General features: G+C 49.0%; 14 protein-coding genes, 1 pseudogene and 1 riboswitch. Of the genes and pseudogenes, 12 read left to right on the forward strand and 3 right to left on the reverse strand.

Annotated features, from left to right (window positions below; genetic code table 11):
- Positions 1-722: 722 nt before the first annotated feature.
- Positions 723-826, forward strand: a riboswitch (TPP riboswitch).
- A 145-nt stretch (positions 827-971) separates the two neighbouring features.
- From tenA to PVOR_RS06995, 9 genes and pseudogenes are all read left to right on the forward strand, one after another.
- Positions 972-1,658 carry a thiaminase II gene (gene tenA / locus PVOR_RS06960; RefSeq protein ID WP_006208425.1) on the forward strand — a complete coding sequence of 229 codons (687 nt, stop codon included), beginning with the start codon at positions 972-974 and terminating at the stop codon, positions 1,656-1,658.
- A 49-nt stretch (positions 1,659-1,707) separates the two neighbouring features.
- Positions 1,708-2,547: a hydroxyethylthiazole kinase gene (gene thiM / locus PVOR_RS06965; RefSeq protein ID WP_006208426.1), complete on the forward strand. Its 840-nt coding sequence runs from the start codon at positions 1,708-1,710 to the stop codon at positions 2,545-2,547.
- A pseudogene (thiD, locus tag PVOR_RS30125) lies at positions 2,544-3,092 on the forward strand (bifunctional hydroxymethylpyrimidine kinase/phosphomethylpyrimidine kinase); the annotation flags it as partial. The gene thiM and the pseudogene thiD, both read left to right, overlap by 4 nt.
- 387 nt (positions 3,093-3,479) lie before the next feature.
- Positions 3,480-3,788 (forward strand): bifunctional hydroxymethylpyrimidine kinase/phosphomethylpyrimidine kinase, encoded by a 309-nt coding sequence (locus PVOR_RS30130; protein WP_376167439.1) that lies wholly within the window; start codon positions 3,480-3,482, stop codon positions 3,786-3,788.
- Complete coding sequence (gene thiE / locus PVOR_RS06975; protein WP_036642871.1) at positions 3,785-4,444, forward strand: thiamine phosphate synthase; 660 nt, start codon at positions 3,785-3,787, stop codon at positions 4,442-4,444. Before PVOR_RS30130 ends, thiE begins: the two co-directional genes overlap by 4 nt.
- Before the next feature lie 198 nt (positions 4,445-4,642).
- Positions 4,643-5,815, forward strand: a complete 1,173-nt coding sequence (locus PVOR_RS06980) for a dicarboxylate/amino acid:cation symporter (RefSeq protein WP_006208429.1) — start codon at positions 4,643-4,645, stop codon at positions 5,813-5,815.
- 275 nt (positions 5,816-6,090) lie between these two features.
- Positions 6,091-6,396 (forward strand): hypothetical protein, encoded by a 306-nt coding sequence (locus tag PVOR_RS06985; protein WP_006208431.1) that lies wholly within the window; start codon positions 6,091-6,093, stop codon positions 6,394-6,396.
- 180 nt (positions 6,397-6,576) lie between these two features.
- The gene (locus PVOR_RS29105) at positions 6,577-7,773 is read left to right on the forward strand and encodes a WXG100 family type VII secretion target (protein WP_006208432.1); all 1,197 of its coding nucleotides are present in this window, start codon (positions 6,577-6,579) and stop codon (positions 7,771-7,773) included.
- A gap of 18 nt (positions 7,774-7,791) precedes the next feature.
- On the forward strand, positions 7,792-8,241 hold the full coding sequence (locus tag PVOR_RS06995) for a hypothetical protein (RefSeq protein ID WP_006208433.1): 450 nt from the start codon (positions 7,792-7,794) through the stop codon (positions 8,239-8,241).
- Positions 8,242-8,369: 128 nt separating this feature from the next.
- On the opposite strand, the gene PVOR_RS07000 is transcribed toward PVOR_RS06995, so the two are convergent.
- Positions 8,370-8,690 (reverse strand): helix-turn-helix domain-containing protein, encoded by a 321-nt coding sequence (locus PVOR_RS07000; protein ID WP_006208434.1) that lies wholly within the window; start codon positions 8,688-8,690, stop codon positions 8,370-8,372.
- A 375-nt stretch (positions 8,691-9,065) separates the two neighbouring features.
- Here PVOR_RS07000 and PVOR_RS07005 point away from each other — a divergent pair, with 375 nt between their 5' ends.
- The 3 genes from PVOR_RS07005 to PVOR_RS07015 all read left to right on the forward strand — a co-directional run bounded on the left by PVOR_RS07005 (position 9,066) and on the right by PVOR_RS07015 (position 13,798).
- Positions 9,066-10,259, forward strand: a complete 1,194-nt coding sequence (locus PVOR_RS07005; protein ID WP_138917775.1) for a transcriptional regulator — start codon at positions 9,066-9,068, stop codon at positions 10,257-10,259.
- Between the two features lie 976 nt (positions 10,260-11,235).
- Positions 11,236-11,832, forward strand: a complete 597-nt coding sequence (locus PVOR_RS07010; protein WP_006208436.1) for a hypothetical protein — start codon at positions 11,236-11,238, stop codon at positions 11,830-11,832.
- A 73-nt stretch (positions 11,833-11,905) separates the two neighbouring features.
- Positions 11,906-13,798: a cyclic nucleotide-binding domain-containing protein gene (locus tag PVOR_RS07015; RefSeq protein WP_006208437.1), complete on the forward strand. Its 1,893-nt coding sequence runs from the start codon at positions 11,906-11,908 to the stop codon at positions 13,796-13,798.
- 64 nt (positions 13,799-13,862) lie between these two features.
- Here PVOR_RS07015 and PVOR_RS07020 read toward each other — a convergent pair whose 3' ends face one another.
- Both PVOR_RS07020 and pyk read right to left on the reverse strand, forming a co-directional pair.
- A complete protein-coding gene (locus PVOR_RS07020) occupies positions 13,863-15,077 on the reverse strand; it encodes an L-dopachrome tautomerase-related protein (RefSeq protein ID WP_006208438.1) in 1,215 nt (404 codons plus the stop codon).
- 144 nt (positions 15,078-15,221) lie between these two features.
- Positions 15,222-16,637 (reverse strand): pyruvate kinase, encoded by a 1,416-nt coding sequence (gene pyk / locus PVOR_RS07025; RefSeq protein WP_006208439.1) that lies wholly within the window; start codon positions 16,635-16,637, stop codon positions 15,222-15,224.
- Positions 16,638-16,717: the final 80 nt, after the last annotated feature.

The raw sequence follows: 16,717 nt of genomic DNA on the forward strand, positions 1-16,717 counted from the left end.
TTTCCTCATAAAACAGCTAATTTACCGACTCATATCACAAATAACGCATCTCATGTCCGTTAATCTCAAAAGTAACACTTTTTTAGCAAAATAACGTATCCTCTGTCCGTTAGCCCCAAGAGCAGCATGCCCACAACAATCATAACCATCATAACCATCACAAACCCCCGGTATTATCGTAGATCCAGGTGAGTTGATTGTGCCCATAACCATCATAACCATCACAAACCCCCGGAGTATTATCGTAGATCCAGGTGAGTTGAATGTGCCCACACCCACACCCATAACCATCACGACTACCACCATTTCAGCACAGCTGAATTTCTTGAGACTGCGTTACGAAGGTGCAGCCATCCGGAATGGGTTTAACAGCTTTCGATTGGTTCGTCATCAATAGGCTCCTCTTCAAATCATGTATTTATTTGAATTGCTCGGATGTACTCATTATGGGGATATGCCTTTGAAGCGCCAGTGTTTCAGTGTATCGAGATCAGTTTTTATGCGAATATGGCTATTCCGGTAAGTGCGGTGTCCTAACGTTGACTCCGCCGTTCCTTCCGTTGGCCCTAGTACACCTTATCTCAGCCTAAAATCCTTCGCTCAATCACACAACAACGAGCTCACCTGATATTGCACAGGTTCGTGCATAAGAATTTCGTTAACCAACGGTTAACGTTTGACACCATCCAAAAACCTATGTACAGTAATAGACAAAAGAATAGGAAGTCCACTAGGGGAGCCGTTGGCGGCTGAGACAAGAGTGTATCTTGGACCCTTTGAACCTGATCTAGTTCGTACTAGCGTAGGAAAGTGGAGCCTTCGTATATAAGGCCTCGGTACGTTTTTCTATCGTACCCGGGCTTGTTGACGAAGCCGCTCCAGTTTTCGGGGGCGGCTTTTTAGCGTTGCCTTGAAGGCTGTGTGCGTAACCGGACTTCCTGCTTTTCAATTCATGAGAGGTGGGGATAAGTATGAGTTTCACGCAATTGCTTCGCAGGCAGTCGGATGGCATTTTTCAAGCGATTTTTTATCATCCCTTTGTGAGAGGGATTGCTGCAGGAACATTATCGAGGGAACAACTGATTCACTATGTGAAGCAGGATTTTGAGTATTTGAACGCCTACATGCGGATTTATGGCATCGCCATATCCAAATCTACCAGCAGGAATGAGATTGCGACTTTTAATGAACAGATTTCTTTTATTCTGAACAGCGAGATTCATCCGCATCAGAACTTTTGCGCTGCCGCAGGGGTGACCTACGAGGAGCTTCAGGGGTATCCGCTTGCGCCGTCCGCGCATCATTATATCCGTCACATGTTGACGGTGGCGCATGAGGGCAGTCTTGGCGAGATTATGGCAGTGCTGCTGCCATGTCCCTGGACGTATCTGGAGATTGGCCGCAAGCTGCTGGATGAAGTGAAGCCGGATGAATCTCACCCGTTCTATGACTGGATTTATTTTTACGGCAACCGCGGGGAAGAGGCGACGGCGAAGTTTTGTAACGGTGTCGACCTGTGGGCGGAAAGCGCCACAGCGGCGGAGCGGGAGCGGATGACGGAGCATTTTATGCTGAGCTGCCAGTTGGAGTACATGTTCTGGGACATGGCTTACAAGCAGGAGGAGTGGCCGGTGCAGATGCAGGCTGCGGTGCTGTAAAGAGTAGTGTCTGTAACGATCTAGCATAGATAAGAGAGGCTGAATTCATATGATGATATGGGAAAAAGAGGTTTCGGCGCTTTTGAGCAAGGTACAGCAGACAGGCCCCCTCGTTCACAATATGACAAACGTGGTGGTTACGAATTTTACGGCTAACGGCTTGTACGCGCTGGGCGCGTCGCCGGTAATGGCATATGCGCCGGAGGAAGTGGCGGATATGGCTGCCATCGCGGGTGCCGTGGTGCTAAACATCGGCACGCTGAACCGCGAGCTGGTAGACGCGATGATTACCGCCGGGCAATCGGCGAATGCCCATGGCGTACCGATTCTATTGGACCCGGTCGGTGCGGGCGCGACCCGACTTTCGGACGGAGTCGGCGCAGCGGATACCTGTCGCGAAGTGAAGGTTTCGCTGGTGCGCGGGAATGCGGCTGAAGTGGCTCACCTTGTTGGGGAGGCCCGCGAGATCAAGGGTGTTGACGCAGGAAGCAGCGGGGACCTCGGCAATGCCGAGCTTGCGGTTCGGGCTGCGCGGGAGCTGGACACCATGGTGGTGATCACAGGTAAAGAAGACGTGATCACCGACGGGACTGATGTTCGCATCATTACCGGCGGCCATGCGCTGCTCACAAAGGTCACCGGAGCAGGTTGCCTGCTGACCTCGGTCCTGGGTGCTTTTGCCGCAGTTGAATCCAACATGCTGCTTGCAGGCACAGCGGGCCTGGCCTTCTATGGCGCAGCCGCCTCCCGGGCAGCGGAGCGTACGGCTGATCTTGGGCCGGGGAGCTTCCAGAACGCTTTTCTGGATGAGCTGTCCAAGCTTCATCCAGGTTCGCTGCAGGGTTACGCGGCCATCCGTGAAGCTGCTGCTGCAGGTGGTGCGCGATGACAGAGGTTCGCGTACCTCGGGTGTTGACCATTGCCGGATCGGACAGCGGAGGCGGTGCCGGAATCCAGGCGGACCTAAAAACCTTCCAGGAGCTCGGCGTGTACGGCATGTCGGCTATAACCGCCATTACCGTACAGAATACTTTGGGGGTTCACGGCGTCTATCCGCTGCCCCCGGAAGCTGCGGCGGAGCAGATCGAAGCGGTAGGCTCGGACCTTGGGGTAGACGCATTGAAGACCGGGATGCTGTTTAACGCTGAGATCATCCGTCTTGTTGCTGATCAGATCCATAAATTTGGCTGGGAGAAGGTTGTTGTCGATCCGGTGATGATTGCCAAGGGAGGCGCCGAGCTGCTGCAGAACGAAGCGGTGCTTGCAATGAAAGAGCACCTCCTGCCACTGGCGTTGGTGGTTACCCCTAACATCCCGGAGGCGGAAGTATTGGCAGGGATGCGCATTCGGACGATGGAGGACCGGCGAGAGGCTGCAAGGCGTATTCATGCGCTCGGTCCGAAGATCGTTGTTATTAAGGGCGGCCATGATGAGGGAGGACCTGACCGAGAAGATAGGGATCACGAAGAAGCCCGGATATATGGCATCAGCGCAGGGGCGGATCGGGAAGAGAATTTGGAAAAACATTCGGAAGAACATTCGGAAGAACATTCGGAAGAACATTCGGACAAATACATGAAAGAGATTTTGGCAGAACACACAGAAGAGCAGATGGAAAAACACATGGACAAACACCAGGAGGATCACACAAACAATCACAAAAACAATCACAAAAACAATCACATAAACGATCACATAAACGATCACATGGAAGATATTTTGAAAGAGAACACGGAAAAGCACATGGAAGTGCATCTGGATGTTGTGAATCATCCCGATGATCAAACAAGAACAGCCATGCACCCGGAGAAGTATAGTCACATGAACTCCCCCATTTTCAAAGCTGTAGGAAATGATAGAGATCCTCAAGTCATCGATCTTATATATGATGGTGCTGCCTTCACGGAACTCAGCGGGAAGCGGGTGAATACCGTTCATACACACGGGACCGGCTGCACCTTCTCAGCAGCAATCGCTGCAGGCTTGGCTCAGGGCATGAGCGCATTCGATGCCATTCGAAGCGGGCGCTCATTCATTCAGGCGGCCATTGAAGACGGCTTGAACTTGGGGCAAGGACATGGGCCGACAAATCATTGGGCGTATCAACGTCGTCTGGGGGTGCTCCGATGACGGGGAGGATCGCACCCGAGATGATGAGACAGCATCTGCGAATGTACCTCGTACTCGGCAGTGTGAACTGCATCGCTGAACCGGAATGGGTTGTGCAGGAAGCCATAGTCGGCGGTGCGACCATGGTCCAGTTCCGGGAAAAAGGGCGAGCTGCGCTTACCGGCGAGCCAAGGATTCAGCTGGCACGCCGAATCCGGAATCTGTGCCGCCAGGCCGGTGTTCCGTTCATCGTCAATGACGATGTGGGGCTGGCTCTCAAGCTGAACGCCGACGGCGTGCACATCGGCCAGGACGACGAATCCGCGGCTTCCGTCCGTGAGCGGATCGGTAAGCGGATTCTTGGCGTCTCCGCGCATACAATAGAAGAAGCTCGCCGGGCGATCCTCCACGGCGCCGATTATATCGGTGTCGGTCCGATCTATCCGACCGTCTCGAAGGAGGATGCCAAACCGGTGCAGGGCCCGGGACTTCTGCGGGCCATGCGCGCAGCCGGAATCGATATGCCGATCGTTGGGATCGGCGGGATAACGGCAGAGAAGGCGGAAGAAGTGGTTGGAGCGGGAGCCGATGGTGTTGCCGTGATATCCGCCGTGACTGCTGCAGGGTCTGTTCGGGATGCAGCTGCCAGCATCAGAGCCAAGGCTGACGTTATCTAGAATTGAATCGGAGACGAGGCATTCCATTATTAAAGCGTAGTGTGGGTCGGCACAATCCACCGAAAGATGCAGATGTCATATTTTGACTAATGACAATGATATCCAAAATATGATAAAGTTTGTTTATTCCGTCTCCGACGGAATATCGTCCGTTCGGAGTGGACAATAAACGAAAAAACATCTGTAGGTGATCGTGACATGAAGAAGAAAAAACTCGGCTTACTGCCGAAAATCCTGATTGCCATTATCCTAGGTATTGTGATCGGCTCATTATCGCCGGAATGGCTGGTTGCATCCCTGGCTACGTTTAGCGGGTTGTTCGGGAACTTCCTTGGTTTTGCTATTCCATTAATTATTATCGGATTCATTGCTCCCGGAATCGGAGAGCTCGGAAAAGGAGCAGGTCGTCTGTTAGGTGTCACTACCGGGCTTGCGTATATCTCCACGGTTCTAGCCGGTCTGTTAGCGTTTGTAGCAGCGACATTATTGTATCCGCATGTGCTGGAGGTTGGCGGCCTGATCAATTCCTATACCAATCCGGAAGAGGCGCTGCTGGAACCTTTTTTCAAGGTGGAGATGCCTCCCGTATTCGGCGTCATGACGGCTCTGCTGCTGGCCTTCACGCTTGGGCTGGGAGCGGCTGTTATCAAGGGACAAGCTTTGCAGAAGGTGATGGTGGATTTCCGGGAGATTGTTGAGAAGCTGATCGCCTCGGTCATCATTCCGCTGCTGCCGTATCATATCCTCTGCGTGTTTGCCAATTTGACCTATGGCGGGCAAGTGACTATGATCCTGTCGGTATTCGCAAAAGTATTCATTATGATCATTGCGCTGCACGTGCTTTTCCTGGTCATACAATATTTCGTTGCAGGTCAAGTCGCGCGCAAGAATCCGTTTACCCTGCTGAAGAACATGGTGCCGGCCTATTTTACGGCTATAGGTACTCAATCCTCGGCTGCGGCCATTCCGGTTACGCTGCGTCAAACCAAGCTGAACGGGGTCCGTGGGAAGGTGGCTGATTTTGTTATCCCATTGTGTGCAACCATTCACCTCTCCGGCAGTACGATTACGCTGGTAAGCTGCTCCATGGCGGTTATGCTGCTCACGGGTATGCCAGCTTCCATCGGGACGATGTTCCCGTTCATCCTGATGCTCGGAATTACGATGGTCGCCGCTCCCGGCGTTCCTGGAGGTGCTGTTATGGCAGCTTTGGGTTTGCTCGAGTCGATGCTGGGTTTCGATACAACGCTGACCTCGCTCATGATTGCCCTTTATATTGCGCAAGACAGCTTCGGCACAGCCTGTAACGTAACAGGAGATGGAGCGATTGCCGTGATCACGGACGGCGTGAGCAGGTCGGAACCTGCGTAGCATGCTGTACGTTAAGAGCCAGTTCAACACCTATTCGTGTGTTGGGCTGGTTTTTTTGTGGCATCGATGGCTTATTGCGGACGTTGGATTTTTTCTCGGTAAAATTAGAGGGGTTGAGGATGTTGGAGGGGAAAATTTTATGGATAATCTCGCTGACAGTTAACTTGTAAAATTACGAAAGAAGAAAGCAATGCATCCCATCTAGCATCAAATAATTTCACTAAATCATAGAGCGGTTGCAAGCAGTGTTTTTATGAAGAGGAGAACAACCTATTATGAAAAAGAAAATATCTCTGTCTTTATCCGTTATTTTGTTAGTAGCGATGCTGGCATTTTCCCCTTGGATCACGGAGTCTTTCGCAAAGACAAGAGCCATGACAGACTTTGAGAAGAAATGGGAAAGTACCTCGGACGGTTGTGGATTTAATTGCTCGGGCTGCGGGTTTTTAAGTTCCAAGAAGGTGATGTTTGGCCGGAACGTGGAGTTGGCATTTGCTTGCGGTCTATCTCCAACAACGAACGGAGAAATGGAGAAAACGAACGGCAAGTTTTTCGTTTCGTTTTTGGGGACTGTGCATTGACTTAAGGATTATCGCGCTATAACTTCCAAGCAGAATCTAATAGACTTAATAATAGGAAGAAATGACTATATCACGATATGGTGTATGTGTATCATGGACATATGAAGGACCTCAGAACCTTTTCCAGTTATTTGAAATGAAGTAAAATTACTAGTTAACAAATGACGAAGAGGTTGACTTATGACCAAGATACTTGTGCCTCCTGAGGTGCTGCTCGCAGTGTCGGATCAATTTGATAGAGCCTCCGATCAACTGGAAACCAATAAAAATACTTTGAATCAACAGATCCAGATGCTGGTATCCTGTTGGGATGGCACGACGTGTTCTCGTTTTTATTATGATTTCCAGCAAGCTTACCGAGACATGAAGTTGACGATTGAGCACATGCAGGTGACCAGTCAGGAATTGAAGAGAATCGCCTATAGATTCATGCAGGTGGATAATGAGGCAGACCATACAGATCACAGATGTTTGGCTCCACAACTAGTGATCCCAGACGGGATGAGCGAAGTCCATTCTGGGAAGGGGATGGAGGAAAAGTCGTTTGGAGATCAACTGAAGGATCTGGGCGATGAAGCCAAAGCCTTCGCGGAGGGAGCCAAATCAGGGGCAACTGCGCTTTGGAGCTCGGTTAAAGATACGGCAAACTCCTTGATTGAGGCCCCAATTGGCACCGGTAAGCAGATGGCGTACGATGCTACGGTCGGAACGGCTGAGGAGATCGTGAATACGACTGTATGGGGTGCCAAAATGGCATTTGATGTCGGGGATACCCGAGAAAAATTCGATGAGAGGATACAGACTGAGCAAGAGCGAATGAATGAGATGGGGATGTCGACCTATCTTGGGCAGCAGGGTGCCCTAATCCTTGGCGGCGTTGCTCTTAACCGGGTTGGGGTGAAGAAGACGCCTAATCTTAGGCATGATGCGGGTGGAGATGGCAGCAAGGAGCAGGGGAATGCGGGCAAGAACCATTCGAAGAATATCGATCTAAGTAAGATAGGGACTGGAAATATAGGAGACTTTCAAGGCGTTACAGACGTTAATGATCTGATTTCAAGAATACCTCCGGATGCAAAGCAAATTCCATGGCGGGAAGTACCTGGAGGAGCAAAGGAAGGCGTGAAATTTAGATGGCTTGATGAATCAGGGAAGACATGGGATATACGTGCACACAGTGTCGACCTATCAGCACCATCTGGAAGTAATGCCGCGAATGGCTGGATATATCGAGTAGAGATCAAGCAATTCGACCCCAAATGGAAATGGACCATGGATTCAAATGGGAACTTCCATAAAGAAAATGTCCTCAGAGCAAACAGTCCTCATTATGATGAGTCAATTGCTAATGATACGCATATTCCATTTACCCCATAATAAAGTGAGGAGAGAAATTTGAATATAGAAGATCTGAAAGAGACACTCTCAGGCTCTGATCATGAAGAAAAGATAGAAATTCTAAGTCACCTTCGTGATATTTTTGAGTCCTACAACAATTCAATTGATAATATTGAAGGTTTAATTGAATGGTTGCTGGATTTTGGCATCAAAGAAAAGAATAATGAGATCAAAGAGGAAGCATTTAATACAATACTTACAGCAGCAACTTATAAGGAAATAGATAACATTAATTTTGATATCTTAGCGATTCAACTTGATGATTTGCCAGAATCATGTCTTCACTACGCGTTAACGACTTTAAGTTTCACTTTCAGGAAAAAATATTTACCGTATCTAGTTAAGTACGCGAATCATGAAAACGCTGGGGTTAGAGCAGATGCTTTGAATGCTATAAACGAAATAGAAGGATACTGGAAAAAAAAGACGAATAGGCAAGATCGTTAAAATAATGTGTTAGGTTTACAGTTGGGGGATATGGGAAGGTTATAGTCGCTCCCTTTTGATCCTGACTGGTGTTATAAGAAGAAAAGAGATACTCATGAATTGAGAAATCTCTTTTTTATGTATGATATCTAGTTCCGATATAACTCCTTAAGGATGTTCAATCCTTTTAATTGGTTTTCCTCATCCTGCTGCAATAGCAGCGAGTTAATTTCAAGGATGATGTCATTATCTTTTTTACCTAGTGACATAAAGTCAAAGAAGTCGATATTTAGCGCTGTTGTAATTTTTTCGAGGGTTTGAACAGTGAAATTGCCTTCTCCTCTTTCCAGCCTGCCTATATAGCTAAATGAGGACCCGATTTTCTCGGCAAGCTCCTCTTGAGTTAAGTTTTGGTTTTTTCGTATTTCTCGTATCGCAATGCCCAATGTTATTGCAACCGATTTATCCATAATATGTATCGACTCCTCTTATACAAGAAGTGTAGACGAAAGGCAGTTATTATTGGAGTCACTAAAAGATTTATTTTATACTGAAAATTGTCCTTAAAAGATATGGTGCTTGAGAGGATTTTTTGATAGGTTGAAAATATGTATAATTTTGGTGGGTCATTCGCTATTATTATATAGATTAACTAAATTATGGATGTTTCAGAGAGGGAATATTCTTATTGGAGGTTGTTTGAATTGATACATACAACCACGATACGGTCAGAACTGGAGACTTACCTCAAGAAGACGGGATTAACGATAAATCAATTTGGAGAGCTATCCAAAATTAACTCAGGAACATTAAGTACTATCATTAAGGGGGTTCGACCCATTGCCATGCAGCAGTTGGATCGTATTGTTGCAGCTATGGGATTGCCTGAGGGCAGCTTTTATGAGTTATATCTGGAGGAATGTTTCAGTTATCCACTCAATTGGAGAAGGCTGAAGCCATTTTTATATCGTTGTGCCGAACTGGATAAGCTGGAGTTAATTCAGAAGGTTGTACGATACATGACAGATAACCTATCTTATGTGCCGTTACTCTTTGATACAGCTGAAGTTTTATTAAACCAAGAAAAGCGTTCAGCAGCAGCAATCATATACGAATCTGTAGCCGAAAGCGAGAAGTATCAACATTCAGAGCGATTAGCACTATGTCACTACCGATTATTTACAATATCCATAGGGCATGACCAGGAAAAAAATCTTCGGGCAGCCACCAAATTTGAGGGATTCGTCGAGCGGTTAGATGAAATAGATCAATTGGATGCGTTGAAAGACTTAGCTAATACATATCTATCACTTCGTCAATGGGGCAAAGTAGATGAGATGTCAAAAGAAATGGGCAGAAAGGCAACTATTCAATATCATCATAAATATAATCAAAACAGTAGATTTAAATATAATTTACTTAAAAAACCTAAGCGACCGTTGTTTTTGTATATCATATACTCGCACTTACTACGTTCAGCAGTTTGTGACGAAATGGGTAATTACGAGCTAGCATTAAAGTATGTTTCACTATATTCGGATTTGAGTTGGGTCAAAGAGGATACAGCAGAAGCACTTCGTATCAAAGAAGAATTTAAAATACTGGCTCTAGTAAATACATGTTTATATCAGCTTATGATGGGACAAGTTGAAGTACTGCCGCAATATGTAGCTTATGTTGAATCGAGAGAAGCTGAGATCCTTCCGGCACTAATCAAAATTATTCAAGCTGCTAATAAGTATAATTTCAACATTGATTTTGTTCTGGAAAAATTCGAAGGTCAAATTTCTTCATACGCACTGAAGCAAGCCGATATTGGAACATATACTTATCAAGTGGTGGCCGATCAATATACTCGTTTTTTAAGCGAGTTATCTCTTTATTACTTGCGTAGTCAACGATATGATAGCGGTATAAACAGCTTGTTAGATTGTTTGGCTTCAGCTAGTGAAATACATAGTATTGCTATTCCAAAGAACTCAATAGTTGAGAAGGTTATTTATATGTTGAATAATCACAAATTCACTAGCAAAGGATGAGAAGGAAATCCTTGAAGCATACGTTATTTAGTAAGTAATTATAAGTGGTTTCTGACATAACAAATTAAGGGATATGATATGATTTTATTAGTGGTAGTAGCGAGTTTAGTGCGAATGTAAAGCGAACATAAAATACCAGGCAGATTCGCACCATGTTATATCCTTATAATACATTAATATGAAAAATATATATTTTTTATTTATGTCTATATGGATTAATATCTGTTTTTTCTCTATAATTTCGTTATTTATAGTTTGATTTGACCGAAAAACGGAGTCGCACCCTATAAGGGTGCGTGGATTGAAATTGTAGCGGCTTTCGTATTGCTTGGCCTTGCTATTGCAGTCGCACCCTTCGTGGGTGCGTGGATTGAAATAAAGGTAAATTGTACCACGCGGAGATTCTAGAGGTCGCACCCTTCGAGGGGTGCGTGGATTGAAATACGCGAACCCATGCAACTAAATACGACGGTAAGATGTCGCACCCTTCGAAGGTGCGTAGATTGAAATTCGAGGCCCAAACGCGAGGTGCCTCCGACTCCTTGTCGCACCCTACATGGGTGAGTGAATTGAAGTTGAAACTAAATTTAATGGCAGAGGTGAACCTGTGAGAATGACGATTCTCGTACAAATTGTTTTACTTGGCTGGGATCCTGTTGTCTCCCACGTATATCATCATGAGCCGTGGTGATCAGGCGATAGGTCGCTTTCCATCCAAACGGGTTGCTCTGCCTCAGGCAGGGTTGCTCTTCGCCACGTATGGGATGCATCCACTTGTCTATCCCCCCGGAGGGGGATTTCAAGAAAGGGTTAACCCGCTATAATGAGCCATAGGCCGTGCACAGCCGCGAAATAAATTATTTGAAATTGAATATACATTGCCGAAATATGGGAGATCATGTATTGTTCATGAATATTTCATCTGCTATGATTTTGTATTAGGTATAAAGAATCAGAGAATTGGGGTTGAAGATCGATGAACCGTAAAATGATAGTAACCACAGCCGCTTCTTTGTTAGTCGGTGTGGTTGCAGGCACAGGCATTATGATGAATGATCAGGCTTACCAGTCGGTGAAGCAGGCAGTAGGCGGAAGCGCAACAAATAACTCGATTGGTCAGATCGATATCACCAGTATGGATATTGAGACCGCATTGATGGCTGTACAGCAGCAGCGGACTCAATTGCTGGATACACAGCTTAACAACCAGATTCAAGACGTGCAGAAGCGCAACGAGGAAATCGCCAAGAAGAACGATACGATGGCGGAGATTAACGGTGCCTTGGCCGGTGAATCGGTAAATGGCCAGTATTTGATTCCGGATGATCTCGCCGCCAAGCTTGCAGCGGAAGGAATCGCGGACGCATCCAAGAAGGAATACACGGCAGAAGAGCTTATACAAGCAACCGAGAAGCTTAAGGGGTCCATCGACAATCTTTCGAATTCCCAGCAGATGGACATGCTCCAATTGCAGTCGATGACAAACAAGCGCAACGAAGCCTTTGACGTAATGTCGAATTTCATTAAAAAAATGGAAGATTCGCGCAGCAGCATCATTGGAAATATGCGATAATAGAGTCGTTACATAATGAATAGAGAGGAATCTGCCGTCGGGCGGATTCTTTTCGTCTATGGAGAGAATGTAAATGACGATGCTGGCAATTGATTTTTTGCGTAATCATACGCTGTTTCGCGGTGTGCCGCTGCATGAGCTGGAAGGTGCCGTCCAATCGATGCATGAAGAGCATTTTCATGACGGCGATGACTTGATCGTTGAGGGGAGCTACGGCAATTCCTGTTATTTTATCATGAGCGGACAGGTTCAGATCGTGTCCCGGAATTTGATCGGCCATACAGTGACGCTGGATGTCTTGGGCGAAGGGGCATTGATCGGCGAGGTTTCTCTGTTCCTTGAGGAAAAAAGGACCTCGGGTGCCCAGGCCATCGGTGAAGTGACGGCGCTAAAGCTGGAGCAGAACGCGTTCAGCCGTCTGGCCGCGGCTAGTCCGATGTTCCATGAAAGCTTGTCCTTCTCCGCCCGGATTCGCACGATGCATGCGATGCTGAGCAAAGCGACGATCTGGGCCGCGATCCCGAACGCGGAGCTGCGCGGGCTTGCGGAAGTTACGGTCAGACGGAAAGTCTACAAGGGCGACGTCATTGTAGCGGAAGGCGCCCTTGCGGACCGTTTCTACATGATCGCCGAAGGCCGCTTCGAAGTGCGCAGCGGTCGGCGGAAGAAAGCGATTTATAAGCCCGGGGATTATTTTGGCGAGATGGATCTGCTGAGCGGCGATGCGCATACGGGAACGGTGACGGCCCTGGAGAACGGCGAGCTGATGGTGATGGGCCGGGATGAATTTCATTTTGTTCTGCAGCAGTATGAGCCGGTCCGGCGGCAGTTCCATGAAGTGCTGCGGATTCGCAGGCCCGATCTGCTGTCGGATGAGGTGCTGGCTAAATTGCACCACACGGCAGCGGATACCGTCGCTCCGAATGCTCCGAAGGAAGCAGCGGCTGCGGTGGAGGCCGTGAACCTGGCTCCGCCGAAAAAGGAACGCTGGATGGATGTGCTGCTGGCGCTTGGCGGTATCTTCGTTGTATTGACTGTGCTTGCCATCTGGCTGAAGCAGCCTCTGTGGATATATGCTGCGATGATCTCCGGCGGATTGGTGGGACCGGTGTCCTTTGTCGCTTATATGAGAAGCTCCCAATTGCTCGGCTTCAAGCCGATCAGGCTGGCCTCGGTATTCGTGGCCTCGGGTATCATTGCCGTGCCGATTGCCTGGATGCTGGAACGCTTATGGTCGGTTGGCAGTGGACTGGAGACCACGACGTCGGAGCATATTCAAGCAGCTCTTATGATCGGCGTCATTGAGGAAATTGCGAAGCTGCTGGTGTGTTTCCTGTTCCTCCGCGGCCGCAGACAGCGGTTCCTGATGGATGCTGTGGTGTTCGGGGCAGCAGCAGGCATGGGCTTTGCCGCGATAGAGAGCATTCTGTACGGATACATGTACTTGCAGCAGCATGCAACTTCGGGCATGCTGGCTGTTCTGTGGGTCAGAGCCCTGCTGTCCCCATTCGGACATGGAACCTGGACGGCTATTGCCGCTGCCGGTTTGTGGTATGGGCTCAGAGGCGCATCGAAGCGTTCTGCCCGCGCGAATCGTGCGTTGAAGCCAATCCTGATGATGATATCCTTGCTGCTGCTCAGCATCCTGCTGCACGCGGCATGGGATTATCCTTATGCCGCCGGCTTATGGAAGATGGCCGGCATGGTACTGGTCGGAGGTGTCGGGATCTGGCTGCTCATCATGCTCATTCGCCAAGGCACGAAGGAGGAGCGGGAGATGCACCGTGCCGTCAACCCTGCCCAGCAGGTGGAGGACCGAATCCGGCATGCGGTCGGCCCGAACGCTGCCAGGGCGGGCGTCAAGGCATCCGGCTCCGCGCAGCCGTTGACCTGCGCGGCTTGCGGCACCGTGTCACCTGCGGGGACGCGTTACTGCGGCCGCTGCGGCCAGGCTTTGCAGCTCTAATACATAAAGGGATAGGCAAAAGGCTTGAGAGCCCGGTCTGCCTATCCCTTTTTTTCATGGACCATTAACCATACAAGTACGACTTCACATCGGGCCCGATATAGGCTCTCCAGATGATCAGATTGTAGGGATCGTCCCAGTCGATATTTTGCGGCTCCTCGAACATGCGGTGCAGGCGGTTATTGTTGAAGATGATAGAGCCGAACTGATCAAAAGCCACCCCGTCTACCCACAGCATTCTATCGTCGGACAGCAGCTTGTTGAAGGAGCGGGTGTAGGGTGAATAATAACCGATGCCCTTGCCTTCCAGCATGGTGTAGAATACATTGCCTTTATTGTCCGCATGCATTCCGTCGGTCGTCGTTCCTTTGCTGCCCAGGGTCTGAACGGAATTCCGGATGATCGAATCGGGAATATTGAAATTCCGCAGCAGTCCTGTATCGATAGCGTACAGATTGCGTCCTGTAACCGCGCAGTAGAACAGCGTGCTTCTGTCAGCAGATAAAGCGATGCCGTCCGCACCGATTCGGACCGGCTTGTTCCGGTAGACCGGCTCGGTGTCGATCTCAAACCGGAAACGGGGCACGTCCTGCGTGCTGTAATGACTGTCCAGCACCCGCCGGAACTTCCTGGTTCTCATATGATAGACGATGATCCCGCCATACACCGGGTGGTCCGGAAAGCCGGAGCCCGAATCGGTGATATAGGCATAACCGTTCCGGTTATCCACTACGATATCGTTCAGGAACGATGTACGGGGCGGAGCGATATCGTCCGGGATGACAATGGAATCGATCAGGCGGTTTGTGCCGAGATCCCAGATGACCAGCTTTTGCGAGCCTTCGGGTGAAGTGTCGTAAGCGATCTTTCCCTGATCCAGAATCCACATCCGGTTATGTTCATCGATCTCGTAGCCAAGGACGGATTGCAGCATCCGCACATCCCCCGGCGTATTCCACTCCCAGCTTGGAAAAGCGTCGAGCACCGGCTTGCCGTTCACCATCACAATGGTGTTCAGCGTAGCGGGAATCCCTTCCGCCCAGCGCGGAACCGATACGTAGAAGCGTCCTTGATGGTCCACTTTGATGCCTGCGGGCATGCAGTGCTTCCAATACTGATGCTCCTCGAATCGCTGCTTCATCGAAGGATTCGGGAAATTCCAGTCCAGGCGGTTCCAGTGGAAGAGCATCTGGTACGGACTTGAATAACGGTGAGCTTGCTTGGGATGAGGGTTTGCAGACGGCTGCCACGGCTTCCCCATCTGATGCGGTATATACATGTTTAAGACCTCCGATACAATGTTCGGTTTATCCGATACGAAACAGCGCACATCACCCTTGCGCTGATTCCTCTGAGTTAGTTATATGCCCAGAGGGACGGATTGGCACCGAATAAATCGATTGGAGGCCTTATAGATTACATATTACACTTGCTGAACCTTAATGAGATTTGTGTTGCCGGATTGACCGATCGGCACACCGGCCGACAATACAATAATGTCGCCTTTTTCGATGTAGCCCGTCTTGATTGCATTGCGGGTAGCGGATTCGAACATTTCGTCCGTAGTCGTAACCTTGTCGCCTTTGACCGGAATGACGCCGGACAGCAAGCAGATTTTAGCCAACACTTCTTCGTGCTGCGTAACGGCAATAATCGGTGCCTGCGGCCGATATTTCGATATCATTCGCGCGGTAAATCCGCTCTCTGTTGCCGTAATGATGGCTTTGGCATTCAGGACGAGGGAAGAGCTGACAGCCCCTTGACTGATGACTTCGGTAATATCCGCCACTTGTTGTCTGGATTTGAATGCAAACTGCTCCTTGTAGTCGATCATCGTCTCGGCACGGCGGGCAACTGCAGCCATCGTGCGCACAGACTCAACCGGATACTTGCCTGCGGCAGATTCTCCGGACAGCATGACAACGTCGGCACCTTGAATCACCGCGTTAGCCACGTCACTCACCTCGGAGCGGGTTGGTCGTGGATTAACCTGCATCGATTCCAGCATGTGGGTTGCCACGATAACCGGCTTACCGGCGAGGTTGCATTTATCAATCATTTCTTTTTGCATCATAGGTACCTCTTCGATTGGCACTTCCACGCCGAGGTCTCCGCGGGCGACCATGATTCCGTCTGAAGCTTCGATGATGTCATCCAGGTTCTCCATGCCTTCACCGTTCTCGATTTTGGAGATGATTAACACATGCTCTGCACCGCGTTCCTTCAGGATACTGCGGATTTCACGGATGTTATCGCCACTGCGCACGAATGAAGCGGCGATGATCTCGACGCCATTCTCCAGACCAAAGCCGATATGCATGATATCACGTTCCGTCACACCGGGCAGCGTCGTCTTGATTCCTGGCAGGTTGACGCCTTTGCGCGGTTTGAGAGTACCGCCGCTAATGATTTTGCAATGAATATCCTTGCCGTCAACATGAAGTACGTTCAGGTCCACAAGCCCGTCATCAATCAGTATACGGTCACCGGGTTTAACCACTAGATGCAGTTCGGCATAATTGACCGAGATGCGTTGTGCGTCCCCCAGAATTTCCTCTGTTGTCAGGATCAGCTCCTGACCTGCCTGCAGAAGGCAGGAAGCCTCCTTGAGCTTGCCGATGCGCACCTCGGGGCCTTTAATGTCCATCATGATGGGCACATACGTATTTAATTCGGCAGCTGTCCGGCGAATATTCCGGATACGGGTTGCATGATCCTCCAGCTCTCCATGTGCCATATTTAAGCGGGCAACGGTCATTCCCTCCTGGATCATGTCCCTCAAGATGTCAACGGAATCGCACGCAGGTCCCATTGTACAGATCATTTTTGTTTTTTGCATGGTTGCTCCTCCTTTAATTGTATCCTCCAGCATTTTTTTGCAGCATTCGATTGAATTAAATCATCCTTAATGATCACATT

The sequence above is a fragment of the Paenibacillus vortex V453 genome (assembly GCF_000193415.1).
GTDB classification, from domain to species: Bacteria; Bacillota; Bacilli; order Paenibacillales; family Paenibacillaceae; genus Paenibacillus_AQ; species Paenibacillus_AQ glucanolyticus.